This is a genomic window from Streptomyces rubellomurinus, assembly GCF_000961885.1.
GTDB classification, from domain to species: Bacteria; Actinomycetota; Actinomycetes; order Streptomycetales; family Streptomycetaceae; genus Kitasatospora; species Kitasatospora rubellomurina.
In genome coordinates this window covers 1-22,554 of sequence record NZ_JZKH01000057.1, presented here as the reverse complement: position 1 = coordinate 22,554, position 22,554 = coordinate 1, and the positions used below count along the sequence as shown (strand labels likewise).

Below are 22,554 nucleotides of genomic sequence, written 5' to 3'. Positions count from 1 at the left end.
CTCCTCTCACTGCGGACCGGCGCTCGGGCCGGGCCACTCCCCTGGGTCGGTCGGCTTCTCCGGGCCCAGCGCCGTCGCGCGATCGGGGTGGATCCGCAGCACGCTGTCGGCTCCGGTGATCGCGAACAGCCGGGCCACGGCGGGGCGCGGCGCGGCGAGTTCGAGCGTCCACCCCGCCGCGTCCGCGTCCAGCCGGGCGCGCAGCAGGATGTTCAGGCCGGTCGAGTCGCAGAACCGCAGGCCGTCCAGGTCGACCAGGATCCGGTCCAGGCCGTCGAGCAACGGCTCGGCGAGCGCCGCGCGCAGCCCGTCGGCGGTGTCGTGGTCGAGTTCGCCGACCACCGTGACGACCCGCACCGGGCCCTCGTCGACCACCGTCACGCTCAGCCCCCCGGGTTCGAACGCCCCGTCGCCGGGGTCCTCGGTCGGCCGTGGCATGGCACGCTCCCGGTCCGCTCGGGACGGCGGACTGCCGTCCCGACCATCATGCCGCGCGGCTCCGCCCGCCGCGCGGACGGCCGGAGTCGCCCGGCGGTCCCGGGCGCGGACGGGGCCGTTGCGGGCCGGTCGTCCACTGCGGCGTCTGCCCACCCGCGCCGCGGCCACACCCGGGCCGCTCCCCGGGGGCGCGTCGGAGGGCCGCGCATGGAACTCCGCGTCCCGGGCACACGCCGCGCGGGGCGGACCTCGCCCTCACCGAACGCCGGGAGGAGCGTGCGCCATGGGCATCGAGGAGCAGATGCGCGGCCTGACCGACGAGACCGGCGAGAAGGCCGGCGACAAGGCCGGGAAGGGCGCGGACGCCCGCCAGGACGAGGCCGAGGAACGCGCCCGGGAGATGAACGACGACCTGCAACGGGCCGCGGAGGAGCGGCGCGAGGACAGGGGGAGGCGCTGAAGCCCGCCCGGCGGCCGTCCGTCCCCGTACGGCCGCCGGGCGGTCGGCCCACCCCGCAACCGGATCCGGAGGCTGGACGCATGAGCAACCAGGACACGCCCGAACCGCAGGAGCCGCAGGCCACGCCCGTCCCCAAGGACCCGCCGGTCCCGGTCGAGACGCCGGAGTCGCGGACGGCGGGCGAGGGCGGCCCGGCGCCGGAGCCGGAAACGCGGGACGATCGAGAAGGGCCGGCCCCGGAGCACACCGAGCCGGCCCACGAACCGGAGCCGCACGAGCCGCCCGACTGAGCCGGTGCGCGAGTCGGATCGGCGCCCGCGTCGGGCCGAGCGCGAAGGAGGTCGTCCGTGACGACGAACGGACCCGGCCGCCGCCCGGCCCGCCGCCCCCGGCGCGCCCGGCCGCTCGGCAGCCGCCCGTCCCCGGTGCCGCCGCACCGGGGGCGGCCGGTGCCGGCCGACGACCACGTGCCGCCCGGGCTGCGCACCGCCGCCGGGTACACCTGGCGGCTGCTGCTGCTCGGGGTGGCCGCGTACCTGGCCGTCGACGTGCTGGCGCGGCTCGTCCTGCCGGTCGTGGCGGTCTTCGTCGCCCTGGTGATCACCTCCGTGCTGCGCCCGCTGGTGGACCTGCTCGCCCGGCTGCTGCCCCGCTCGCTCGCGGTGCTGCTCTCCTTCCTGCTGGCCGGCGCACTGGTCGGCGGGATCCTGGCGCTGGTCGGCACGACCGTCGCCGACGAGTGGAGCCGACTGGGCACCGAGCTGCGCGGCGGCCTCGGCCGGATCGACCACTGGCTCACCGGCGCCCCCTTCCACCTGCGGCCCGGCACCGTCACGGACCTGCGCGCGAAGATCGGCTCGTTCGTCGCCGCGCACCGCACGGCGCTGCTGAACACGGCGATCAGCCAGGCGAGCCGGGTGGTCGAACTGGTCACCGGGCTGGCGCTGGCGGTGTTCTGCTCGGTGTTCTTCCTGCACTCCGGCGACCGGATGTGGCGCTGGGCGGAGTCCCTGCTCCCGCGCCGCGCCCGCCCGGTCTGGCACCGGGCGGGGCGGGCCGCGTGGCGCAGCTTCGCCGGGTACACCCGCGGGGTGCTGATCGTGTCGGCGACCAACGCCGTGCTGGTCGGCATCGCGCTGGCCGTGCTGCGGGTGCCGCTGGTGCTGCCGTTGATGGTGCTGGAGTTCGCGGCGGCGCTGGTGCCGCTGATCGGCTCCCCGATCGCGCTGGCCGTGGCGGCGCTGGTGGCGCTGGCCACCCGGGGGCCGGTGGTGGCGCTGCTGGTGCTCGCCCTGATCGTGGTGATCGGCCAGATCGAGGGCCACCTGCTGCACCCGCTGGTGATGGGCTGGTCGGTGCGGATCCACCCGGTGGCGATCGCGCTGTCGGTGACCGGCGGCGCCGTCCTGGCGGGCGTGCTGGGCGCGGTGGTGGCGGTCCCGGTGGTGTCGGTGGCCTGGGCGGTCATCGGCGAACTGCGGGACCACGATCCTTAGCGCCCGGCCGCCCCGGAGTCCCACCGCCGGTCGGCCCGGTCAGCGCCGGTCGGTGCTCAGGCCGTCCAGGGTGAGGTCGAGGAGGCGTTCGGCCTGCTCCCGCTGCTCCGGCTTTCCCGAGGTGAGGGCGATGCCGGTGAGGGCGGCGAACATGTCGGCGGGGCCGATGTCCGAGCGGACGGTGCCGGCTTCGACGCCCGCGGACATGAGCGAGGTCAGGGCGGCCGTCATCATCTCGTGGCTCCGGGCGTAGGGGTTGACGCCGGATTCGACGAGGGCGCGCAGGGCGTCGGCCATGCCGAGCTTGGCGGTCGCGTAGTCGATGAAGCGGCCCATCCAGGCGCGCAGGGCCTCGCGCGGGGCCAGCGCGGCCAGCAGGTCGGGGGCCGCGTCGCACAGTCGGACCAGCTCGTTGCGGTAGGCGGCCTCGATGAGGGCCTCCCGGGTGGGGAAGTTGCGGTAGAGCGTGCCGGAGCCGACGCCGGCCTCCTTGGCGATGCGCTCCAGGTGCGCTTCCAGTCCCTCGTCGGCGAATACGCGGACCGCGGCCGAGAGGATCTTGTCCCGATTGCGCTGCGCGTCGGCCCGCAGCGGGCGCCCTGTCTCCCGGACCATCCGCGGTCTCCTGTCATCCCGAGCTTGCTAACCGGCGACGCCTCCACTTATGGTGAAGGAACCGGAGGCGCCTCCACTTCCACTCTAGGGCATGCATTCCAAGGAGAAGAACCCATGAGTCTCCCGCTCGCGGAAAAAGTCGCCGTGGTCACGGGCGGCGCGTCCGGGGTCGGCCTGGGCATCGCCCAGGAGTTCGTCGCCAACGGCGCCCACGTGGTCATCACCGACCTGCACCAGGAGGCGCTCGACGAGGCGGTCGCGGTGATCGGGCCGAACTGCTCGGGGATCGTGGCCGACGTCACCGAGCTCGCCGACATGGAGGCCGCCTACCGCCGGGTGAAGGAGCGCCACGGGCGCCTCGACGCGGTCGTGGCCAACGCCGGGATCGGCGCGCACGCCCCGCTCGGCGCCATCACCGAGGAGCAGTTCGACCGGACCTTCGACGTCAACGCCAAGGGCGTCCTCTTCACCGTTCAACCCGCGCTCGCGCTGCTGCCGCCCGGCGGCACCGTCGTCGTCATCGGCTCCACCGCGTCCATCCGGCCCCCGCGCGGGATGAGCCTGTACGGCGGCTCGAAGGCCGCGGTCCGCGCCTTCGTCCGGGCCTGGATCCAGGACACCAAGGGGTCGGGGATCCGCATGAACATCCTCAGCCCCGGCGCGGTCGACACCGACTCCCTGCGCAGCGCACTGGCGATGGCCCAGGGAGCCGACCACGTCGACGCCGCCGTCAGGGCCATGGGAGAGGGCAACCCGACCGGGCGGATCGCGGACCCGCGCGAGATGGGGAAGGCCGCGGTCTTCCTCTCCAGCGACGCCTCCAGCTTCATCACCGGCGTCGAACTCTTCGCGGACGGCGGCATGGCCCAGGTGTGAGCCGGCCGGCCCGGCGGTCCGGCCGACCCGGCCGACCCGGCCGACCCGGCCGGACCGCCCCCGCCCGGCGCGTCGCGGCGATGCGCCGGCTGCGGGTCAGGCCTTCGGCCAGTTGCGCAGCAGCGCGTCGAGGGCGTCCAGGATGCGCGGCCAGGTGGCCTCGGTGCCGCGCGGGGTGTGCTGGAAGCTCCCGGCCCGCTCCAGGGTGACGTAGCCGTGGAAGGTGCTGCCGAGCAGCCGGACGGCGTCGGTCTCGTCGGGCTCGGCGAGGTGGTAGCCGCGCAGGATGGCGCGGGTCATCCGGGAGTGCCGGACGGCGGCGCTGGCCCGGGCGGTCTCGGGGTCGAGCTGGAGCTGCGCGGCGGCGTAGCGGCCGGGGTGCTCGCGGGCGTAGTCGCGGTAGGCGTCGGCGAAGGCGGTGAGGGCGTCGCGGCCGGCGCGGCCGGCGATGGCGGCGCCGACCCGGTCGGCCAGTTCCTCGAGGGCGAGCAGCGCGATCCGGGTCTTGAGGTCCTGGGAGTTCTTGACGTGCGAGTACAGGCTGGCGTCCTTGACGCCGAACTGTCGGGCGAGCGCCGAGACCGTCACCTTGTCGAAGCCGACCTGGTCGGCGAGTTCCGCACCCGCCCGGGCGAGTCGTTCCGCGTTCAGTCCCACGCGCGCCATGCCGTTCCCTTCCGCCGCTTCCGTCACGTCCGTCGCCTGAGGCCATTATACGTTTGCCTAATACTCCTAGGTAATTTACGTTGGCTCCTATGAAGCCATTGACCGAACCGGAGATCCGCGCCGCCTTCGTGAACTGCACCAAGGGCGAGGCGAAGCGCCTGCACGTCCCCCGCGACCTGGCCGAACGGCCGTGGGAGGACCTGGATTTCCTCGGCTGGCGGGACCCGCAGGCCCCCGACCGCGCCTACCTCGCCGCCGAGCTGGACGGCCGCACCGTCGCCGTCGCCCTGCGCTCCTCCGGCGCCGCCTCCTGGCAGGCCCGGCGCAGCATCTGCTCGCTCTGCGTCACCACCCACACCGGCGGCGTCTCGCTGCTGGTCGCGCCGCGTGCCGGGGCGGCCGGCAAGCAGGGCAACTCGGTCGGCGCCTACATGTGCGCCGACCTCGCCTGCTCGCTGTACGTGCGCGGGAAGCGGGAGGTCGGGACGAAGCTGCACGAGTCGCTGAGCCTGGAGGAGAAGGTCCGGCGCACGGTGGCCAACCTCGCCGCCTTCGTCGCCAAGGTCACCGCCTGAGCCGCCCGGAACCGCGTGATCGTCTGAGCCGCCCGCCCGAGCGCCCGGCCGGACGGCGGCCGGCTCACCCGGCGGCGACGCCCGCGCAGGCCGGGCGCCCGTGCAGGTGCGCGCGGGCGTGCTCGACGGCCTCGGGGGTGCCCGCGAAGACGTGGCCGTCCGCGCGCAGCGCGTCGAGGACGCCGAGGGCGTCGAGCGGGCGGTGGTGCTCGTCGCGGATGCCGGAGACCAGGACGAGGGTGCCGCGCCGCCGGAGCTCGGCGACGGCGTCGCCGAGCACGGTGGCACCGCTGGCGTCGATGGCGCTGACCCTGGACATCCGCAGGATCGCGACCTCGGCCTCGGCGGCCTCGGTCAGCTCCAGCAGGAAGCGGTGCGCGGCGGCGAACAGCAGCGGCCCGTCGATCCGGTAGGCCACGATGTGCTCGGCCAGCAACGCCTGCTCCTCGGCGTGGTGGTCGGCCGGCGGCAGGTCGGCGTGCAGCGGGACCTGCTCGATCCGCGCCGCCCCGGCCACCGCCGCCAGCGCCAGCACCCCGGAGACCAGCAGCCCGACCACCACGGCGGTGACCAGGTCGAAGGCCAGCGTGGCGGCGGCGGTCAGCAACAGGACGGCCGCCTCCCCGCGCCCGGTACGGCCGATCGCGCGCAGCGAGCCGACCTCGACCATCCGCGCGGCGGTGGCGATCAGCACCCCGGCCAGCGCCGCCAGCGGGATGCCGGCCACCAGGGGCGCGGCGGCGAAGACGATCACCGCCAGCACGCCGGCGTGGACGAGCGCGGCGAGGCGCGAGACCGCGCCGGAGCGGACGTTGACGGCGGTACGGGCGATCGCTCCGGTGGCGGCGACCCCGCCGAACAGCGGCGCGGCCAGGTTGGCCAGCCCTTGCCCGAACAACTCGCGGTCGCTGTCGTGCCGCCCGGACAGGCTCATGGCATCGGCGGCGGTCGCGGACATCAGGGACTCCAATGCCGCCAGCGCCGCCACCGCGCAGGCGGAGGGCAGCAGCGAGGGGACGGCCGAGACGTCCAGGAAGGCGAGCGAGGGCGCCGGCAGCCCGGCCGGCAGGTGGCCGATGGTCGCCACCGGCAGATCGGCGAACCGGGCGACCAGGGTCGCGGCGACGACCGCGATCAGCGAGAACGGCAGCGCGGGCCGCAACCGCGCCCCCACCAGCATCAGCGCCGCCACCCCCAGGGCCAGCCCGAGGGCCGCCCAGTGCGGCGCCGACCCGAACTCGACCACCGCCCTGGCCGCCACGACGGCCGGGTTGTCACCCTCGGGCTTCTTCACCCCGAGCGCTCCGGGCACCTGCTGCAGGCCGATCACCCCGGCGATGCCGAGCGTGAAACCCTCCACCACCGGCACCGGCACGTACGCCATCCACCGGCCGGCCCGCAGCAGTGCCAAGGCGACCAGGAGCACGCCCGCCAGCAGACCGACCGTCAGCACTCCGCCGCTGCCGTAGCGGGCGACGATCGGCACCAGCACGACCGTCATGGCACCGGTCGGCCCCGACACCTGCAGGTCGGACCCGCCGAACACGGCCGCCAGCGCCCCGGCCACCACGGCCGTGGCCAGCCCGGCCTCCGCACCCGCGCCCGACGAGATCCCGAAACCCAGCGCCAACGGCAGCGCCACGATCGCGACGGTGAGCCCGGCCACCAGGTCCTTGCGCGGCGAACGCCCCGTGGTCGCGAGGATCCGCCGGTTCGGCAGGACGGCGCGCATCCGGCCCAGGACGGCGCTCACGACCGGACCACGGCTTCCGTGCTCCCCCACCTGCTGCCGGACGACCCTTGCCATGCGCTGAACCCTTTCCTCGCCCGCCGGCCCGCCGGGGCCGTCTCGGGCGCCCCGTACCGGGTCGGACAGCCCCACATCATGTGCGGACTTGAAGAATTTCGCAACTTGCACATTCGTCATCTGATGGATTCGAAAACTCCTGAAGACCGCCCGCCACCTGCGACGACGCACCGCCCCGAGCCGTCCGCGCACACCCTGCCGGGCACTCCGCCGGTCCGGGACGTTTCCGCAGGTCGGCTACTCTCATCGCATGAGCGACAACCTGCCCCCGTGTCCCCGCTGCTCCTGCGAGTACACCTATGAGATGAACGCGCTGCTGGTCTGCCCCGAGTGCGCCCACGAGTGGGAGCCCGCCGCGGCCGGCGCCGAGTCGGGCCCGGGCGAGCGGGTCATCAAGGACGCGGTCGGCAACGTGCTGAACGACGGCGACACCGTCACCGTCGTCAAGGCCCTCAAGGTCAAGGGCAGCGTCTCCGGGATCAAGGCCGGCACCAAGGTCCGCAACATCCGCCTGGTCGACGGCGTCGACGGCCACGACATCGACTGCCGCGTCGAGGGCTTCGGCGCCATGCAGCTCAAGTCCAGCGTCGTCAAGAAGGCCTGACCGGACCGGCCTTCCCCGCCGCACGGTAGGTTCCTCACCGCAAGGTTCCCCACCGAAAGGCGACCCATGTCCACGTCCAGCAGCAGCGTCGTCGTCGAGAACGCGGCGGAGCGGCAGCGGTACGAGATCCACGTCGACGGCGAGCTCGCCGGCTTCACCGAGTACCGCGACCGCGACGCGCAGCGCGTCTTCTTCCACACCGAGATCGACGACGCGTACGCCGGCCAGGGCCTGGCCGGCCGCCTCGTCGAGGAGGCGCTGACCGACGTGCGGGCGAAGGGGCTGCGCCTCGTGCCGGTCTGCCCGTACGTGGCCAAGTTCCTGGTCAAGCACCAGGAGTTCGCGGACATCACCGACCCGGTCACCCCCGAGGTCTCCGAGTGGCTGCGCGCGCACCTGCGCTGACCCGGACTCGACCAACAGGCCTCTCCCGTCCACCCGTTCACCACCGGCACCACGCACGGGACGGCCGGATCCGGCCGGGCGCACGCGCCCGGCGCGCCAGGGAGCCGTTGGGCCCTGGACCGGCCGGCGCGGGGTCGGTCATGCTGGTCGCCGGGCCGGCCGAGCGGCCGCGCCCGTGTGGCGAAAGGGCCTGGACGATGGGCGAGTTGGTGACGGTACGGACGTTCGGGGCGGTTCCCGGCGAGGTCCTGGCCGAGGCCCGGGCCCGGGTCGCCGCCGTCGCGGCGGCCGCCGGGCAGGGCACCCTGGTGGAGGCGCTGCGGATCCGGCTGGCCGCCGCGGCCGGCGGCCTCCTGGCGCACGACGGGGTGCTGGCCCAGGTGAACGCCGAGGTGGACGGGCGCCGCATCCGGGTGCAGGCCGCGGCGGCCGGCCCGGGCGACCCGCTCGACCGGGTCGCGGAGGCGCTGCGCGCCCGGATCCGGGCTACCACCGGCGACTGGGTGCCCCGCCCCTGGGCCGCCTCCGCCGTCCCTCCCGCCCCCGTCCCGGTCGGCCTGCCGGCGGAGGGCACCCGGCACATCGTCCGCCGCAAGCGGCCGTGGCTCGTCCGCTGCACGCCGGAGGCGGCCGCCCGCACGATGGACGCGATGGACTACGACATCCACCTGTTCACCGACCCGGCGACCGGCACCGACGCCGTCGTCTACCGCGTCGGGCCGACCGGCTACCGACTGGCCCGCACCCTCCCGGCCGGACCGGCGGCCCGCCGCCGCACGCCGATCACGCTCAGCCCGCACGGCGCGCCCCGGCTCACCGAGGAGGAGGCCGTCGACCGGCTGACCGCCGCCGAGCTGCCGTTCCTGTTCTTCGCGCACCCCGCGAACGGGCGCGGCCGGGTGCTCTACCGCCGCTTCGACGGGAACCTCGGGCTGATCGCCGGCCGGGACCGACCCGGCCCGGCCCTACCGTGACACCCGTCACTCGATGACGGCCTCGGGGTCGTCCGTGGTGTGCATGGCCGCCTCCTCCGCCGAGGCGGCGCCGCCCGAGATCCCCACGTCCTCCGCGATCAGGTCGCTGCGCGACCCCGCGGACAGCACCAGCCGCCCGGTGCGCACCTCGCCGGCCTCCGGGTCGAGCGGCTCGCCGTCGGTGCCGTAGCAGTCGCCGATGCCGTCCCCGTCCGGCGCCGCGACCTCCGGCAGCTCCTCCGCCAGCCGCTGGTCCAGGCTCTCGCGCACCCGCTGCTCCGCCGCGGTCACGCCGTGGCGCCGCACGCCGAGCGGGCGCTCCGGGGGCGCGTAGCCCTCGTCGAGCGCCGAGTCGAGGCCGCGGTCCTCCAGGGTGTCCTCCGGCTCCAGGGGCCCGATGTCGTCCTGCACCTCCGAGCCGTCCGGCTGGTACACCTGGTCGCCCATCAACGCTTCGTCCGACACGAGTTCCTCCTTCGCCGGCCGAGCCGACCGCACCGGTGCCCGGCCACTGCCCGTCCGTACGGCGGGCGACCGCCGGGCCCGGACGGCGGCGGTCCGTCCGGGTTCACTCCCCAGAGTCCCATGCGGCGGCGATCTCCGCAGGGGCTGCCGGGCCCGGACGTGCCACCGCCCCGCCGGGCGGTCGCTCGGGCGGGGCGGTGGCGGGAGGGTGCGCGTCACATGTTGATCATGTGCCCGGCCAGGCCGTGGATGGCCTCCTTGACCGCCTCGCCCAGGGTCGGGTGGGCGTGCACGTTGCGCGCCACCTCGTGCACGGTGAGGTCCCACTGCTGCGCCAGGGTCAGCTCGGGCAGCAGCTCGGTGACCTCCGGGCCGATCAGGTGGGCGCCGAGCAGCTCGCCGTACTTGGCGTCGCTGATCACCTTGACGAAGCCGATCGGGTGGCCGAGGCCGTGCGCCTTGCCGTTCGCGGTGAACGGGAACTTCGCGACCTTGACGTCGTGGCCCAGCTCGCGGGCCTGCGCCTCGGTGTAGCCGAAGGAGGCGATCTGCGGCTGGCAGTAGGTGGCGCGCGGGATCATGGCGAAGTCGACCTCCATGGTCTCCACCCCGCCGATGGTCTCGGCGGCGATCACGGCCATCGTCTCGGCGGCGTGCGCCAGCATCAGCTTCGCGGTGACGTCGCCGATCGCGAAGATGTGGTCCGCGCTGGTGCGGCCCCGGCCGTCCACCGCGATGGCCCCCCGGTCGGTCAGCTTGACCCCGGCGTTCTCCAGGCCGTAGCCGTTGACGCGCGGCGCGAAGCCGATCGCCTGCAGCACCTTGTCGGCCTCCAGCACCTGCTGCTGGCCGTCCTTGCTGACGGTGACGCGGACCTTGGCGTTCGGGTCGCTGTCGTCGATCGACTCCACCCGGGTGGAGGTCAGCACCTCGATGCCCAGCTTGCGGTACTGCTTGGCGAGCTCGGTGGAGACCTCGACGTCCTCCAGCGGCACCATCCGGTCCAGGAACTCGACGATGGTGACCTTCACGCCGTAGTTGTGCAGCACGTACGCGAACTCGACGCCGATCGCGCCGGCGCCCGCGATGATGATGCTGCCCGGCAGCTCCTCGGTGAGGATCTGCTCCTCGTAGGTGACCACGCGGTCGCTCAGCTTGGTGCCCGGCAGCAGGCGGGTGGTGGCACCGGCGGCGATGATGCAGTGGTCGAAGGTCACCACGTCGAAGCCGCCGCCGCTCAGCGCGACCTGCAGCGTGTGGTCGTCGACGAAGGTGCCCCAGCCGTCGTACTCGGTGATGCCGTTCTTCTTCATCAGGTAGTGGACGCCCTTGACCCGGCCGTCCGCCACCGCCCGGCTGCGCTTGAACGCCTCGCCGAAGTCGAAGCTCACCGTGCCCTCGACCTTGATGCCGAAGGTCTTGGCCTCCTTGGTGAAGATGTGCGCCAGCTCGGCGTTGCGCAGCAGGGCCTTGGAGGGGATGCAGCCGACGTTGAGGCAGACGCCGCCCCAGTACTTGGCCTCGATGATCGCGGTCTTCAGGCCCAGCTGCGCCGAACGGACGGCGGCGGTGTAGCCGCCGGGGCCCGCGCCGAGGACGACGACGTCGTAGTGCGTGCTCATGTTGCTGACTCCTCCGAGGGTGTCACGGTGTCGTGATCTCGGTCCCATGGTGTCAGGACCGGACCCGGCGCACCCACCGGGTCTCGGCGGACGCGCACCGCGCGGAACCGTACCCGTCCGGAGGGCGGGTTGTCAGTGGCGTCCGCTACGGTGCCGGGCACCGGCGCTCCTCCGGGCCCGCCTTCCGGTGGTCGGCGGGCCCGGAGGAGCGTCGGGCGGGGCTCAGGCGGTGAGGCCGTGGGCGTCGCCGCCGGCGGGGGCGGTGACGACGGGGGCGGTGACGACGGGGGCGGTGACGGCCTGGCGCTGGGCCGGGGCGGGGCGTTGGAGGGAGGAGAGGTCCCAGGCGTAGGTGCCGACGGCGTGGGCGATCACGTCGATGTTGACGTCGAAGGCGCCCATGTCGAGGTTGGCCAGGTCGTCGCAGGCCCGGTGGTAGCAGGGGTCGAAGGCGGTGCCCGCCGTGCCGCCGTAACGGGCCGCCTGCTCCGGGGACTTGACGACCTCGGCGCCGGTGTCGGTGCCGCCGGCCGGGATGCCCGCGTCGATGAACGGGCCGTAGTCGGAGCGGCCGTTGAAAGCGGTCGGCTCGTGCGGGACGGCCCGGCCGTCGAGGTAGCCGGTGAGGTCCCGCTCGATCTGGGCCGAGCCTTCGGGGCCGGCGCCGCCGCCGCTGCTGCCGGAGCCGTTGTAGACGAACTGCGCGAAGTTGGGCGAGGCGATCATGTCGAAGTTGAGGTAGAGCCGGATCTTCTTCTTGTCCGCGTCGGAGAGCGAGTTGACGTACGCTTCGGAGCCCTTGAGGCCGAACTCCTCGGCGGACCACCAGGCGAAGCGGACCTTGTTCTTCACCGGGTGGACGTTCAGGTTGCGCGCGACCTCCAGGATGCCGGCCGAGCCGGAGCCGTTGTCGTTGATGCCGGGCCCGGCGGGCACGGAGTCCAGGTGCGCGCCGACCATCACGGTGTTCGCCGGGTCGCCGCCCCTGGTCTCGGCGAGGACGTTCCAGGTCCTGCGCGCCTCCATGAAGGTGCGGATGTCCAGGGTCACCCGGACGGGCCCGGCGGCAGCCTTGGCGGCCAGCGCCTCGCCGGCGTCCCGGGAGATCCCGCCGGTCGGGACCTTCCCGGCGGCCGGGTCCCCGAGGGTGCCGTTCAGGTCGCCGTCCGCGTTGTTGTAGACCAGCGCGCCGACCGCGCCCGCCCCGGCCGCGGCGGCCTGCTTGGCGGCGAAGCTGCACCCGCCGCGCCGGATCAGCGCGATCCTCCCGGCGACCGAGCCGGCCGGGTAGTCGGCGGCCGTGCAGCCGGTGGCCGCGCCGACCGGCGCGACGCCCAACTCGGCGGTCAGGCCGCCGTCCGGGCCGCTCGCCGAGTAGGTCATCGCGATCACCGGCACGGTCTCGGCCTGCGGCGAGAGCACCTCCAGCCGCTGCGCGCGGGCCTCGAAGTACGTGTACACGAACTCCTGCCGGGACACCTTGAGCCCGGCGAGGCGCGCCTGCTCGTAGACGTACTGCGCCGACTCGTCGTGGCCCTTGGAGCCCGCGGCCCGGGTGCCGCCGTTGCGGGTGGCGATGCGCTGGAACGCGGCCAGGGTGTCGTGGGCGTCCTCGGCGCTGCTGGCCGCCACCAGCCGGGCGGCGAGCTTGGCGGCCTTGCGCGCCGGATCGGGGTCGGCGGCGGCCGGGCCGGCCCCGGCGAGCAGCAGCGGGGCGGCCAGGGCGGCGGCGGTCAGCCGACGGGTACGCGACTTCAAGAGAGCTCCTTCAGACGGTCCGTGAAGTCACGATTGGACAGGACGGCAAAGCCCTTGCCAAGCCCATCACACGATTCGGTCAACGGGAGTCGCCGCTCCGGCCGTCGCCCTCCCCGCCCGCGCCGCCCTCCTCGCCCGCGCCGCAGTTCTGGCACGGCTCGGGGCCGGGCCGCTCGCGCAGCCGTCCGCACTCCGGGCACACCCGGTCCAGCCAGCAGGCCGGCTCGCCGCCTTCGTCCATGCCGCCGATTCTGCTCCTCCCGCGCCCCGGCCCGCGAGTAGACAGTGTCTACGCCCACCTGCTAGACAGTGCCCCATGATCGATCAGGAGCTGGACCTGCGGGCCCGACTGGTGGCCGCCGGCGTCGAGTTGGTGAACAGCGAGGGCGTCCACGCGCTCGGCCTGCGCGAGATCGCCCGCCGGGCCGGCGTCTCGCACGGCGCACCGCGCCGCCACTTCCCCACCCACCGGGAACTGCTCTCCGCCATCGCCCGGCAGGGCTTCGGCCGCCTCACCGACACCCTGGCCGGCGCCGACGCGCTCGCCGCCGGCACCGGCGCGGACGCCCGCACCCGGCTCGGCGCGCTCGCCCGCGCCTACCTCGCCTTCGCGGCGGCCAGCCCGGGCATGTTCGAGCTGATGTTCCGCCACGACCTGCTGGAGGGCAGCGGCGCCGAGCTGCGCCGCACCACCCTGCCGCTGTTCCGGACGATGGCGCGGCTGGTCGGCGAGTGCCACCCGGACTCCGACGACCCGACCGCCGCCACCGCCGCCCTGTGGGCCAACCTGCACGGCCTCGCCCAGCTGCGCGCCACCGGCAGCCTCGGGCTCGCCACCGGCGGCGACGACCTCGAACCGGTCCTGCGCGCCGCCCTGGACGCCCACCTCGGCCCGGCCGCCCGGTGAGGCCCGCACGGCCGATGCGGCCCGCACAGCCGGCCGGGCCCGCGCAGCCGGTGACGTCCGGCCGCCCGGTGCGGCAAGCGCCCCGCCCCGGGCTGGTCCTCGCCGCGAGCGTGACGGGCGCCGTCCTCGTCGCCCTGGACGGAACGGTCCTGACGGTCGCCCAGCCCACCCTCCAGCACGACCTGCACGCCTCCGTCCCCGCCGTCCAGTGGACCAGCACCGGCTACCTGCTGACCGTCGCCGCCCTGCTGGTCCCGGCCGGCCGGCTCGGCGACCGCTACGGCCACCGGCGCCTCTTCACCCTCGGGGTGGCCGGCTTCGCCGCCGCCTCCGCCGGGATCGCGCTCGCCCCCGGCATCGGCTGGGTGATCGCCCTGCGGGTCCTCCAGGGCGTGGCCGGCGCCCTGCTGCAGCCCGCCACCCTGGGCCTGCTGCGCACCGCGCTGCCCGCCGAGCGGCTGCCCGGCGCGATCGCGGCCCGCACCAGCGCGATCGGGCTGGCGGCGGCCGCCGGGCCGCTGGTCGGCGGTGCGCTGACCACCCACCTGGGCTGGCGGGCGGTGTTCCTGCTCGGCATCCCGCTGGCCGCGGCCGCCGGGCTGCTCGCCCGGGGCCCGCTGGCCGTCCCGGCGGCAGCGCCCGAACCGGCGGCCGGCCGCGCCGGCTTCGACCTGCCGGGCGCGGCCCTGCTGGCACTCGCGCTGGCCTGCCTGGTGCACGCGCTCACCGCCCTGCCGGGCACCGGCTGGTCGGCCACCACCCTGCTCGGCCTGGCCGCCTCCGCCGGGTCCGGCCTGGCGCTGCTGCGGCAGGAGCGGCGCGCCGCCCGTCCGCTGCTGCCGCTCGACCTGCTCCGCTCGGCGGCGGTGGCCCCGGCGCTCGGCATCCTGCTGACGGCCTCGGCGGCGCTGTTCGGCACGCTCTTCCTCGCCACCTACTACCTGCAGGACGCGCTCGACCTGAGCCCGCTGCGCAGCGCCGTGCGCGCGGCGCCGCTGGCCCTGGCGATGGTCCTCGCGGCACCGGCCTCGGCGACGTCGGCGAAGCGCCGGGGCCCGCGCGGCGCCCTGCTGCTGGGGACGTCGCTGATCACCGGGGGCGCGCTGCTGATCGCGCGGCTCGGCCCGGGCGCGGGAGCCGTCGAGGTCGGCGGCTGCTTCCTGCTGCTGGGGGCCGGGTTCGGCACGGTGATGGCCACCGCCACCGTGGCGATCGTCCGGGGCGCCCCCGCCGCCGAGGCCGGGGTGGCGGGCGGCCTGCAGCAGACGGTGCTCAACATCGGCCCGGCCCTCGGCGTCGCCCTGGCCACCACCATCGCCGGCCGAACCGCACCCGGCGCCGCACTCGCACCGGGCGCGTCCGCGCTCGCCGCCGTCGCAGCGGTCGGCGTCCTGCTCGCCGCCCGCCTGCCCGCCGAGGCGGCGCAGCCCGCGCTCACACGCCGGTGACCCCGTCGATCCCCTCCCGCAGCAGGTCGGCGTGGCCGTTGTGGCGGGCGTACTCCTCGATCAGGTGCAGCAGGATCCAGCGCAGCGAGACGGTCGCGGAGCCGAGCGCGGCCGCGTCCTCGGGCAGCAGGTGCCCGGGGTCGTCGAGCGAGGCGTCGGCGATCAGCGCGCGGCCGCGTTCGACCTCCGCGTCCCACTCGGCGAGCGCGTCGGCCATGCCGCGGTCGGGCGTCAGCGCGAAGCCGTTCCGGCCGTCGTCCCCGTGCGGCGCGGGCGCGTCGAGGCCGGCGAACACCCGCTGGCACCACTGGCGTTCGACCTCGGCGAGATGCTGGACGAGGCCGAGCAGGGTCATCGGCGAGGGCCCGGCCGAGGCCGTCCGCACCTGACGGTCGTCCAGGCCCTCGACCTTGAGCGCGAGCGTCGCCCGGTGGAAGTCCAACCAGGCCTCCAGCATGGCGCGTTCATCGGCGTGCGGGGGCGGAATCGGCCGCCCGTCCGGGAGCGTCTGCATGCCGACCACCTTGGCACGATGCCCGGTCCCTCGACGGGATTTGCTCCCCGCCGTCCGCGAGTTGACGTGCGGCCACGCCCCACGGGCCGGCTGACGGTCCGACACACCACCGGGCCGTCGGTGCGGGTGGGTCCGTGCGGGTGAGGGGGAAGAGGGCCCGGATCCGGACCGATCCGGGCCCTGCGCGCAGCCGGCTATCGGGCGGCACCCTCGTGCTGCGGCCGCACGGCCCGATGCGGCGTCGACCGGTCGCCGATCGCGCCGCGCCCGAGCAGCATCAGCGCCGTCAGCTGCACGACCGCCCCCACCGCCGGCCCCGTCCACACGCCGACCACGCCCAGCGGCCCCGACAGGCCCACCGAGGCGGCGAGTTGGGCGCCGAGCCCGAGCAGGACGGAGACCACCACGGGCCGCCCGGCGCCCGCCCCCTGGTACACGCCGCCGAGCGCGACCACCAGCGCGTACGGCAGCAGGTAGAGCGCCGCCGTCCGCAGGAAGGTCTCCGACTGCCCGGCCACCGCCCGGTCGCTCGTGAACTGCGCCGTCAGCGGCCCGGCGGCCGTCGCGGCGAGGAGGGCCGCGACGGCCCCGGTCAGCGCGGCCGACCGGCCCACGGCCCGGTGCAGCTCGCGCAACGCCCCGCTCGCGCCAGCGCCGCCGAGGCGGGCGGACTCGATCGCGGCGGCCTGGCGCAGCGCGTAGAAGGCCATGGTGGCGACGAGCAGCAGCCGGTAGCCGACCCCGTACCCGGCGACCGCCGCGACGCCGAAGCCCGCGGTCAGGGCGAGTTGGGCGGTGCCGACGGCCATCCGGACGGTGAAGTCCAGGCCGAACGGCAGCCCGGCGCGCAGGATCCGTCCGGCCGCGGCGCCGACTCCGGTGGGCGCGCCGCCGGCCGCGGGAACCGTGCGGGGCCGCAGCCGCAGGGTGACGGCGAAGGCGATCGCCCGGGCGCCGGTCAGCGCCAGCGCCGCGCCGGTGACTCCGAGGGCGGGCAGCGGCCCGGGGCCGAGGACGAGCAGCGGGTCGAGGAGGAGCAGCAGGGCGTTGGAGAGCAGGGCGATCCGCATGGGGGTGCGGGTGTCGCCCGCGCCCTTGAAGAGCTCGTCGGCGACGCGCTGCCCGAAGAAGAGCCCGAGGGCGGGCAGGGCGACGGCGAAGTAGTCGGCGGCGAGGGCGGCGGCCCGGCCGTCGAGGAAGGTGTCGGCGAGCTGGTGGCGCAGCAGGTAGCCGGGCAGGGCGAGGGCGAGCGTGGCGGCGGCGCAGAGTCGCCAGGCGGCGCGGGTGGTCCGGGCGGGCTCGGCGGGGTCGTCGGCGCCGCGGGCGCGGGCGAGGCGGATGCTGGTGCCGGAGGCGACGACCAGGATGACGCCGAGCAGCAGGTTCTCGACAGTGCCGGCCAGGGTCACGGCGGCGACGGCGGGGGCGCCGAGGCGGGCCACCCAGAAGGTGCTCACCACCGTGGCGAGGACGCCGGAGAGCAGTTCGACGTAGACCGGTCCGGCCAGTGCGCCCAGTCGTCGCAGGTGTCCGCGCATGGTTCCCCCCTGAGGATCGCTGATGCCTCGCCGAGGCATCGCCGAGGCATCGTGGTACCTCGAAGTGAGGTACACCGATATGAGATACATCGAATCGATGCACATCGGCAAGAGGTAAAATGATCGCGTTCCCCGGCGCACCCGACGAAAGGGCTCCGCACGTGCTGACCCTCGCGATCCTCGGCTTCCTGTACGACCAGCCGCTGCACGGATACGAGCTGAAGTCCCGGATCACCGGCCTGACCGGGCACGTCCGCCCGGTCAGCGACGGCGCGCTCTACCCGGCCATCACCCGGCTGGAGAAGGCCGGGCTGCTGCGCCGCCGCACCGAGCCGGGCACCGGAGCCGCCCCGCGCCAGACCCTGGAGCTGACCGACGAGGGCCGGGCCGAGCTCCAGCGGCGGCTGGCCGATCCGGAACAGGCCGAGATCACCGACCAGATCCGCTTCTTCGCGCTCGCCGCCTTCCTCCACCACCTCGCCGACCCGGTCCGCCAGAGCGCGGTGCTGCGCCGGCGGCTGGCCTTCCTGGACGAGCCGAGCAGCTTCTTCTACGACGGCGACGGGGAGCCGGTCCGCGCCGAGACGGAGCCCAACCCGTTCCGCCGGGGCATGCTGTTGGTCGCCCGCGCCTCCACGGCGGCCGAGCGCGCCTGGCTGGCCGAGACGATCGCGGCGCTCGAACCGGCAGCGCTCGAACCGGCACAGCTCGAACCGGCGGAGCTCGAACCGACCGTCCGACGCCGGCCGGAGTGACCCCGGAGCGAACGGTTCCGAACGGTTGAGCGAGCCCGTGGGCGGCCCGGATCCGCGGTGTTCGACACCTGGTCCCACCAGGGCCCGGCGTCGCTATGATGATCCGCCACACGACCTCGGCGCTCACCCGCCGCGGCGTGCACCGTCTCCGCGTCCGTCCCACCCCTGGAGGCTGCCGTGCCCACCACAGAGACCGCGGCCGACCAGCCCGCCCCGCTGAAGCGGGACGACATCCCCGGCTGGTTCTTCGGCCTCGACCGGGCCGCCTTCCGCCATCTGCTCGCCGCCCAGACCGCGGCCGGCCTCAGCGGCGACCTGCTGGAGCTGGGCAGCTACCTCGGCCGCAGCGCCGTCCTGCTCGGCGACCACCTCGCGCCCGGCGAGCGGCTGACCGTCTGCGACCTGTTCGACTCCGAGGCCGGGGACAGCGAGAACGCCGCCGAGATGGAGATGTCCTACCGCCGGACGCTCACCCGCAGCGCCTTCGAGGCGAACTACCTGGCCTTCCACAGCGAGCTGCCCGCGATCGTCCAGGCGCCGACCTCCGTTCTCGCGGACGGCCGGATCCCGGCCGGCAGCTGCCGGTTCGTCCACGTCGACGCCTCGCACCTGTACGAGCACGTGGCCGGCGACATCGCGGTGGCCCGGGCCGCCCTGGTCGAGGACGGCCTGATCGCCCTCGACGACTACCGCTCCGAGCACACCCCGGGCGTCTCCGCCGCCGTCTGGGAGGCCGTCTTCACCGGCGGGCTGCGGCCGGTGCTGCTCACCCCGATGAAGTTCTACGGCACCTGGGGCGACGCCGAAGCCGCCCGCCGGGTGCTGCTGCGGCGGGACTGGCGGGCCGAGGGCTACACGGTCGACGAGGACACCATCGCCGGCGCGCGCGTGCTGCGGCTCAACTACCGGGTGAAGGCCCCCGTCCTGCCCCCGCAGCGCTCCGCCCCTCGCCGGCTGGCACTCGACCTCCTCCCGCCGGTCGCCACCCGCGCCACCCGCCGGGTGCTGCGCACCCTGCGCGAACGCCGCGCCGCCCGGCCGGCGCCCGGGGCCTGAGCCTCACGCGGCCGTTCGTGCCGCCAGCGCCCGGGTGATGCCGCGGCGCAGCCGGGCGGAGGCGCCCGGGAGCCGGCCGAGCGCCCGGATCCGCTCGGCGGGCAGCTCCGGCCGGGCGGCCAGCCGCAGCACCGCCGCGTACGGCCGCTCGCCCTCGGCGAGGAGCGCGGCCACCGACTCGACCAGCCCGTCCAGGGCGGCGCCGGTGACGGCGGGGTGCGCGGCGAGCAGGTGCGTCAGCCGGTTGTCGTTGTGGTCGCTGTTCCGGCGGCCGACCAGCGCGGCCAGCGCCTCGGTGGGCGCGGCGGCGTTCCTGGCGATCGCCTGCCACACGAACGGGTACTCGGCGCGGCGGGCGAGTTCGCCGAGCACCGCCGGGTCGGCGGTCCGTTCGGCGAGCCGCAGGTAGTCGGCACCGGTGTGCAGGTGGTTCAGGGCCTCGGTGTCGTCCATGCCGTCCATGCCGTCCATGCCGTCGATGCCGTCCATCTCGGCCGTCAGCATAGGGCCCCGCCGCCGGGCCCGGCTCAGCGCACGTAGTACGCCCGGTTGTGGGCGGCGACGGGCGCGGACTGGTAGGTCCAGACGCCGACCGCCGGGGCGTCGGCGATCAGGTGGGCGAGGTCGCGGGCCGGCTCCTCGGCGGGGTTGCCGAGGTCGAGGCGGACGCGACCGGCCGTGCGGTCGTCCAACGGGTAGGAGCGGTACGGCTGGTAGACGTTGAGCGGCCCGGCGAGCAGCCGGCCCTCGTCGTCGGTGCCGTAGCCGGTGATCGGGGTGTTGGTGACGGCCTCGGGGGTGAGGCCGGTCAAGTCGACGTCGAGGGCGAGCAGTTTCTCGTCGTGCCGGGTGAGGCCGTCCGCCCCGAGGCTCGCCCGGCGGCAGGAGACCGACCAACGCTCGTGCACGGCGGCGGCGTTGAGCGAGGGCAGGGTGGTCTCGAACCAGCCGGGGTGCTTGGGCTCGGCGTACAGGCGGCGGCCGGCGTCGATGGCGAGCGGGTTGTCGCAGAGCACGTGCAGCCGGGCGATGCCGAGCAGTTTGGTCTGGTCGTGGCCCCGGGCGTACTGGCGGTAGTCGAGGGCCGGGATCCGCTCCTCGGCGAACGCCGGGTGGGCGATCAGGTTGATCTCCAGCTCCTCGGTGACCCCGCCGCCGCCCGGGTACTGGGCGAAGTAGAGCTGGTAGTTGAGGGAGACGCAGGCCGCGCCGTCGAACACGGCCGCGACCAGGCCGGGGTGGCGCTTGGCGAGCAGGTCGCGGGCCCGCTGCGGCTCGACCAGGTAGTCGACGCCGATGTTGTGCAGCGCGCCGTAGTGGAACGGCAGGTGGTAGGGCTCCGGTACGGGCGGCAGCGGCAGGCCGGTCATGGCGTCTCCGAGGGGCATGGCGTCTCCGAAGGTCGGGGGGAAGCAAAGGGCGTGGGCGCGGCGGGCCGGTGCAGCTCCCGCAGGTCCCGGTCCATCCGCTCGGCGCTGCGCAGCGCGAGGGCGGCCATGGTGAGCGAGGGGTTGGAGGTGCCGAGGGAGGGCATCGAGCCGCAGCCGACCGCGTACAGGTTGGGGTGGTCCCAGCTGCGCTGCCAGTGGTCGACCACCGAGGTGCCGGGCGAGCTGCCCATCACGTGGGTGCCGCCGGCGTGGCCGGCACCCCGGTAGCCGTAGGCGACGCCCCGGTGTTCGAGCCGGCCGGGCCAGCCCGGCCCTGCGGGGTAGGCGGTGTGGTCCTCGGCGCCGAGCAGGGCGAACAGCTGGTCGGAGACGGCGCGGGCGGAGGCCATGCCCTCGCGGACGTACTCGTCCAGGTCGTAGCGGACGGCCGGGCTCGGCAGCCCGAGCGGGTCGCGCCGCGTCGGGTCGAGGGTGACCCGGTTGGCCGGGTCGGCGGGCTGTTCCAGCTCGAACTGGAGCGAGAACTGGCGGCCGATCCGGTCGCCGAGCCGCTCGCGCAGCTCCTTGCCGCGCAGGCCGGTGGCGACCAGCGCGGCGGCCACGGCCCCGGGTGTGCCGCCGGCCCAGGACCAGCCCCAGTTGCCGATCTCGATCCGGAACGGCGCCCGGCGGCCGCGGGCCGGGCCGAAGCGGAAGGCCTCCAGGCCGCTGGTGGAGCCGGGCCCCCGGTAGGGGCCGACCGGTCGGGGCATCAGGCCCCAGGTGAGCAGGGCCGGGTGGTCCATCAGGTTGCGGCCGACCTGGTCGCTGCGGTTGGCGAGGCCGGAGAGCAGCAGCAGCCGGGCGTTCTCGATCGCGTGCGCGGCCAGCACCACGAGGTCCGCCGCCGCCCGGTGGCGGGTGCCGCCGGCCAGGTACTCGACCTCGGTGGCCCGCCCGGTCGCCGGGTCGGCGAGGACCCGGCTGACCACGGCCTCGGTGCGCAGTTCCACGCCCGCCGCCCAGCGGGCCTGGGTGCGCAGCGGGGTGTACTTGGCGCCGGTCGGGCAGACCGGCACGCAGCTGGCGCTGCCCGCGCAGGGCGGCCCGGGTACGGCGTCACCGGGCCGGGTGGGCAGGCCGTTGCGGGCGTGCGGGGTGGCGGTGACGGCGAGTCGGGCGGGGGCGGGCATGGCGGGGTCGTGGACGGTGCGGCCGTCGAGGGCGTGGGCGACCTGCCGGTCGAGGTGGCTGGCCGGGACGGCCCGCATGGGGAAGTCGTAGTCGTCGGGGATCGGGAGCCCGACCGCGCGGCGCTGTTCGTCGGCGTCCGCGGCGACGCCCAACTCCCGTTCCGCCTCCCGGTAGTACGGTTCCAGGTCGGCGTAGCCGATCGGCCAGTCGCGGCCCTGCCCGAGGGTGCCGGTGCGGAAGTCCTCGGGGTGCATGCGCGGGGCGAGGCCGGTCCAGAGCAGTCCGGTGCCGCCGTTGGCGCGCAGGTAACCGCTGGCGTACGGCAGCGGGCCGTACTGGGCGAGGTGCCCGGTGGCGGTGAAGCCGCCGTCCGGGAGGCCGGTCAGGTCGGTGACGTCGGGCGAGGGGGCGTCGGGGTGGTGCGGGTAGGGCGAGGTGGGCGGGCCGCCGCCGGCGGCGCGCAGGGCGGCGGCGGTCTCGGCGGCGGGCGGCACGGTGCGGCCGGCTTCCAGGACGAGCACCCGCCAGCCGCGGGCGCCGAGGCGTTCGGCGACCAGCGAGCCGGCGAAGCCCGCGCCGACCACGACGGCGTCCCAGCGCGGGGCCCGCGGTTGGGCGCTCATCGCTCCTCCCGGGGTGCCTCGGCCCAGCTGCCGTGTCCGGGGGCGGCGGCCCCGGGCGGGTCGGCGCGGAAGGTCCGCCAGACCAGGGCCTGGTCGTGGGCGCGGAGGGAGGTGGGCGGCTCGCCGGGCCAGGAGCCGACGTACCAGAGGTGGAGCAGTGCCCGCTCGTCGCGGGCGGGGTGGGCGAGCGCGGTGCGGTGGTGCTCGGCGGCCAGGCCGGTGGCGCGCAGCTCGGGCACGTCGAAGCCGGTCAGCTCGGCACTGAGCCGCAGGAACGCGTCGAGGTCGGCGAGGTCGGCGGGGTCCGTGCGGTCGGCGGGGTCCGTGCGGTCGGCGGGGTCCGTGCGGTCGGCGGGGTCCGTGCGGTCGGCGGGGTCCTGGCCGTCGG

At 75.4% G+C, this 22,554-nt stretch carries 26 protein-coding genes; 12 read left to right on the top strand and 14 right to left on the bottom strand.

Annotated elements, in window-relative coordinates; all coding sequences use genetic code 11:
- Nucleotides 1-6: 6 nt before the first annotated feature.
- Nucleotides 7-438 (bottom strand): STAS domain-containing protein, encoded by a 432-nt coding sequence (locus VM95_RS24645; RefSeq protein WP_045700283.1) that lies wholly within the window; start codon nt 436-438, stop codon nt 7-9.
- 283 nt (nt 439-721) lie between these two features.
- Between VM95_RS24645 and VM95_RS42740 the strand changes: the two genes are divergently transcribed.
- The 3 genes from VM95_RS42740 (at nt 722) to VM95_RS24635 (ending at nt 2,394) form a co-directional block, all read left to right on the top strand.
- Nucleotides 722-898: a hypothetical protein gene (locus VM95_RS42740; RefSeq protein ID WP_157882189.1), complete on the top strand. Its 177-nt coding sequence runs from the start codon at nt 722-724 to the stop codon at nt 896-898.
- 80 nt (nt 899-978) lie between these two features.
- Complete coding sequence (locus VM95_RS24640; RefSeq protein WP_045700281.1) at nt 979-1,188, top strand: hypothetical protein; 210 nt, start codon at nt 979-981, stop codon at nt 1,186-1,188.
- A gap of 57 nt (nt 1,189-1,245) precedes the next feature.
- A complete protein-coding gene (locus VM95_RS24635) occupies nt 1,246-2,394 on the top strand; it encodes an AI-2E family transporter (protein WP_045700280.1) in 1,149 nt (382 codons plus the stop codon).
- Between the two features lie 39 nt (nt 2,395-2,433).
- Here the strand turns inward: VM95_RS24635 and VM95_RS24630 are convergent, their stop codons facing one another.
- Entirely contained in the window at nt 2,434-3,009 is a 576-nt protein-coding gene (locus tag VM95_RS24630) for a TetR/AcrR family transcriptional regulator (protein WP_045700277.1), read from the bottom strand.
- A 114-nt stretch (nt 3,010-3,123) separates the two neighbouring features.
- Between VM95_RS24630 and VM95_RS24625 the strand changes: the two genes are divergently transcribed.
- On the top strand, nt 3,124-3,885 hold the full coding sequence (locus VM95_RS24625) for an SDR family NAD(P)-dependent oxidoreductase (protein ID WP_045700275.1): 762 nt from the start codon (nt 3,124-3,126) through the stop codon (nt 3,883-3,885).
- Nucleotides 3,886-3,981: 96 nt separating this feature from the next.
- On the opposite strand, the gene VM95_RS24620 is transcribed toward VM95_RS24625, so the two are convergent.
- Nucleotides 3,982-4,551, bottom strand: a complete 570-nt coding sequence (locus tag VM95_RS24620) for a TetR/AcrR family transcriptional regulator (RefSeq protein ID WP_045700273.1) — start codon at nt 4,549-4,551, stop codon at nt 3,982-3,984.
- A gap of 89 nt (nt 4,552-4,640) precedes the next feature.
- Here VM95_RS24620 and VM95_RS24615 point away from each other — a divergent pair, with 89 nt between their 5' ends.
- A complete protein-coding gene (locus VM95_RS24615) occupies nt 4,641-5,126 on the top strand; it encodes an FBP domain-containing protein (protein ID WP_045700271.1) in 486 nt (161 codons plus the stop codon).
- Nucleotides 5,127-5,190: 64 nt separating this feature from the next.
- Here the strand turns inward: VM95_RS24615 and VM95_RS24610 are convergent, their stop codons facing one another.
- Complete coding sequence (locus VM95_RS24610) at nt 5,191-6,858, bottom strand: SulP family inorganic anion transporter (protein ID WP_045700337.1); 1,668 nt, start codon at nt 6,856-6,858, stop codon at nt 5,191-5,193.
- A 325-nt stretch (nt 6,859-7,183) separates the two neighbouring features.
- On the opposite strand from VM95_RS24610, the gene VM95_RS24605 reads away from it, so the two are divergent.
- The 3 genes from VM95_RS24605 (at nt 7,184) to VM95_RS24595 (ending at nt 8,916) form a co-directional block, all read left to right on the top strand.
- Nucleotides 7,184-7,537: a zinc ribbon domain-containing protein YjdM gene (locus tag VM95_RS24605; protein ID WP_045700269.1), complete on the top strand. Its 354-nt coding sequence runs from the start codon at nt 7,184-7,186 to the stop codon at nt 7,535-7,537.
- A gap of 66 nt (nt 7,538-7,603) precedes the next feature.
- Nucleotides 7,604-7,942: a GNAT family N-acetyltransferase gene (locus VM95_RS24600; protein WP_045700266.1), complete on the top strand. Its 339-nt coding sequence runs from the start codon at nt 7,604-7,606 to the stop codon at nt 7,940-7,942.
- Nucleotides 7,943-8,139: 197 nt separating this feature from the next.
- Nucleotides 8,140-8,916 (top strand): sigma 54 modulation/S30EA ribosomal C-terminal domain-containing protein, encoded by a 777-nt coding sequence (locus tag VM95_RS24595; RefSeq protein WP_045700264.1) that lies wholly within the window; start codon nt 8,140-8,142, stop codon nt 8,914-8,916.
- A gap of 6 nt (nt 8,917-8,922) precedes the next feature.
- Here the strand turns inward: VM95_RS24595 and VM95_RS24590 are convergent, their stop codons facing one another.
- From VM95_RS24590 to VM95_RS42735, 4 genes are all read right to left on the bottom strand, one after another.
- A complete protein-coding gene (locus VM95_RS24590) occupies nt 8,923-9,363 on the bottom strand; it encodes a DUF5709 domain-containing protein (RefSeq protein WP_045700262.1) in 441 nt (146 codons plus the stop codon).
- Between the two features lie 233 nt (nt 9,364-9,596).
- Nucleotides 9,597-11,003: a dihydrolipoyl dehydrogenase gene (gene lpdA / locus VM95_RS24585; RefSeq protein WP_045700260.1), complete on the bottom strand. Its 1,407-nt coding sequence runs from the start codon at nt 11,001-11,003 to the stop codon at nt 9,597-9,599.
- A 222-nt stretch (nt 11,004-11,225) separates the two neighbouring features.
- Nucleotides 11,226-12,761 (bottom strand): M28 family metallopeptidase, encoded by a 1,536-nt coding sequence (locus VM95_RS24580; RefSeq protein WP_052707544.1) that lies wholly within the window; start codon nt 12,759-12,761, stop codon nt 11,226-11,228.
- Between the two features lie 79 nt (nt 12,762-12,840).
- Entirely contained in the window at nt 12,841-13,002 is a 162-nt protein-coding gene (locus VM95_RS42735; protein WP_157882188.1) for a hypothetical protein, read from the bottom strand.
- A 75-nt stretch (nt 13,003-13,077) separates the two neighbouring features.
- Between VM95_RS42735 and VM95_RS24575 the strand changes: the two genes are divergently transcribed.
- Together VM95_RS24575 and VM95_RS24570 are read left to right on the top strand one after the other, a co-directional pair.
- A complete protein-coding gene (locus tag VM95_RS24575; protein WP_045700258.1) occupies nt 13,078-13,668 on the top strand; it encodes a TetR/AcrR family transcriptional regulator in 591 nt (196 codons plus the stop codon).
- 14 nt (nt 13,669-13,682) lie between these two features.
- A complete protein-coding gene (locus VM95_RS24570) occupies nt 13,683-15,116 on the top strand; it encodes an MFS transporter (protein WP_078860468.1) in 1,434 nt (477 codons plus the stop codon).
- Here VM95_RS24570 and VM95_RS24565 read toward each other — a convergent pair.
- Nucleotides 15,103-15,630 (bottom strand): DinB family protein, encoded by a 528-nt coding sequence (locus VM95_RS24565; RefSeq protein ID WP_078860466.1) that lies wholly within the window; start codon nt 15,628-15,630, stop codon nt 15,103-15,105. The genes VM95_RS24570 and VM95_RS24565 overlap by 14 nt on opposite strands.
- 194 nt (nt 15,631-15,824) lie before the next feature.
- Nucleotides 15,825-17,168, bottom strand: coding sequence for an MATE family efflux transporter (locus VM95_RS24560; RefSeq protein ID WP_045700253.1), 1,344 nt, complete (start codon nt 17,166-17,168; stop codon nt 15,825-15,827).
- A gap of 161 nt (nt 17,169-17,329) precedes the next feature.
- Between VM95_RS24560 and VM95_RS24555 the strand changes: the two genes are divergently transcribed.
- Both VM95_RS24555 and VM95_RS24550 read left to right on the top strand, forming a co-directional pair.
- Nucleotides 17,330-17,923, top strand: coding sequence for a PadR family transcriptional regulator (locus VM95_RS24555; protein WP_045700329.1), 594 nt, complete (start codon nt 17,330-17,332; stop codon nt 17,921-17,923).
- A gap of 177 nt (nt 17,924-18,100) precedes the next feature.
- Entirely contained in the window at nt 18,101-18,979 is an 879-nt protein-coding gene (locus VM95_RS24550) for a class I SAM-dependent methyltransferase (RefSeq protein ID WP_045700250.1), read from the top strand.
- Nucleotides 18,980-18,982: 3 nt separating this feature from the next.
- Here VM95_RS24550 and VM95_RS24545 read toward each other — a convergent pair whose 3' ends face one another.
- The 4 genes from VM95_RS24545 to VM95_RS24530 form a co-directional block, all read right to left on the bottom strand.
- Nucleotides 18,983-19,468: a hypothetical protein gene (locus tag VM95_RS24545; protein ID WP_244178931.1), complete on the bottom strand. Its 486-nt coding sequence runs from the start codon at nt 19,466-19,468 to the stop codon at nt 18,983-18,985.
- A gap of 38 nt (nt 19,469-19,506) precedes the next feature.
- On the bottom strand, nt 19,507-20,367 hold the full coding sequence (locus VM95_RS24540; RefSeq protein ID WP_244178930.1) for a hypothetical protein: 861 nt from the start codon (nt 20,365-20,367) through the stop codon (nt 19,507-19,509).
- Nucleotides 20,346-22,166: a GMC family oxidoreductase gene (locus VM95_RS24535; RefSeq protein WP_045700246.1), complete on the bottom strand. Its 1,821-nt coding sequence runs from the start codon at nt 22,164-22,166 to the stop codon at nt 20,346-20,348. The genes VM95_RS24540 and VM95_RS24535 overlap by 22 nt, the downstream gene beginning before the upstream one ends.
- Nucleotides 22,163-22,554, bottom strand: a 392-nt coding sequence (locus VM95_RS24530; protein WP_045700244.1) for a hypothetical protein, incomplete at its 5' end; no start/stop codon positions are given. The genes VM95_RS24535 and VM95_RS24530, both read right to left, overlap by 4 nt.

What these genes read in the sequence shown, in the direction of transcription:
- VM95_RS24535 (WP_045700246.1), bottom strand. Translation starts at nt 22,166, where the DNA reads ATGAGCGCCCAACCGCGGGCCCCGCGCTGGGACGCCGTCGTGGTCGGC.
- VM95_RS24605 (WP_045700269.1), top strand. Translation starts at nt 7,184, where the DNA reads ATGAGCGACAACCTGCCCCCGTGTCCCCGCTGCTCCTGCGAGTACACC.
- VM95_RS24545 (WP_244178931.1), bottom strand. Translation starts at nt 19,468, where the DNA reads ATGGACGGCATCGACGGCATGGACGGCATGGACGGCATGGACGACACC.
- VM95_RS24570 (WP_078860468.1), top strand. Translation starts at nt 13,683, where the DNA reads ATGCGGCCCGCACAGCCGGCCGGGCCCGCGCAGCCGGTGACGTCCGGC.
- VM95_RS24645 (WP_045700283.1), bottom strand. Translation starts at nt 438, where the DNA reads ATGCCACGGCCGACCGAGGACCCCGGCGACGGGGCGTTCGAACCCGGG.
- VM95_RS24630 (WP_045700277.1), bottom strand. Translation starts at nt 3,009, where the DNA reads ATGGTCCGGGAGACAGGGCGCCCGCTGCGGGCCGACGCGCAGCGCAAT.
- VM95_RS24595 (WP_045700264.1), top strand. Translation starts at nt 8,140, where the DNA reads ATGGGCGAGTTGGTGACGGTACGGACGTTCGGGGCGGTTCCCGGCGAG.
- VM95_RS24610 (WP_045700337.1), bottom strand. Translation starts at nt 6,858, where the DNA reads ATGCGCGCCGTCCTGCCGAACCGGCGGATCCTCGCGACCACGGGGCGT.
- VM95_RS24590 (WP_045700262.1), bottom strand. Translation starts at nt 9,363, where the DNA reads ATGGGCGACCAGGTGTACCAGCCGGACGGCTCGGAGGTGCAGGACGAC.
- VM95_RS24565 (WP_078860466.1), bottom strand. Translation starts at nt 15,630, where the DNA reads ATGCAGACGCTCCCGGACGGGCGGCCGATTCCGCCCCCGCACGCCGAT.
- VM95_RS24640 (WP_045700281.1), top strand. Translation starts at nt 979, where the DNA reads ATGAGCAACCAGGACACGCCCGAACCGCAGGAGCCGCAGGCCACGCCC.
- VM95_RS24560 (WP_045700253.1), bottom strand. Translation starts at nt 17,168, where the DNA reads ATGCGCGGACACCTGCGACGACTGGGCGCACTGGCCGGACCGGTCTAC.
- VM95_RS24575 (WP_045700258.1), top strand. Translation starts at nt 13,078, where the DNA reads ATGATCGATCAGGAGCTGGACCTGCGGGCCCGACTGGTGGCCGCCGGC.
- VM95_RS42735 (WP_157882188.1), bottom strand. Translation starts at nt 13,002, where the DNA reads ATGGACGAAGGCGGCGAGCCGGCCTGCTGGCTGGACCGGGTGTGCCCG.
- VM95_RS24600 (WP_045700266.1), top strand. Translation starts at nt 7,604, where the DNA reads ATGTCCACGTCCAGCAGCAGCGTCGTCGTCGAGAACGCGGCGGAGCGG.
- VM95_RS24620 (WP_045700273.1), bottom strand. Translation starts at nt 4,551, where the DNA reads ATGGCGCGCGTGGGACTGAACGCGGAACGACTCGCCCGGGCGGGTGCG.
- lpdA (WP_045700260.1), bottom strand. Translation starts at nt 11,003, where the DNA reads ATGAGCACGCACTACGACGTCGTCGTCCTCGGCGCGGGCCCCGGCGGC.
- VM95_RS24615 (WP_045700271.1), top strand. Translation starts at nt 4,641, where the DNA reads ATGAAGCCATTGACCGAACCGGAGATCCGCGCCGCCTTCGTGAACTGC.
- VM95_RS24540 (WP_244178930.1), bottom strand. Translation starts at nt 20,367, where the DNA reads ATGCCCCTCGGAGACGCCATGACCGGCCTGCCGCTGCCGCCCGTACCG.
- VM95_RS42740 (WP_157882189.1), top strand. Translation starts at nt 722, where the DNA reads ATGGGCATCGAGGAGCAGATGCGCGGCCTGACCGACGAGACCGGCGAG.
- VM95_RS24625 (WP_045700275.1), top strand. Translation starts at nt 3,124, where the DNA reads ATGAGTCTCCCGCTCGCGGAAAAAGTCGCCGTGGTCACGGGCGGCGCG.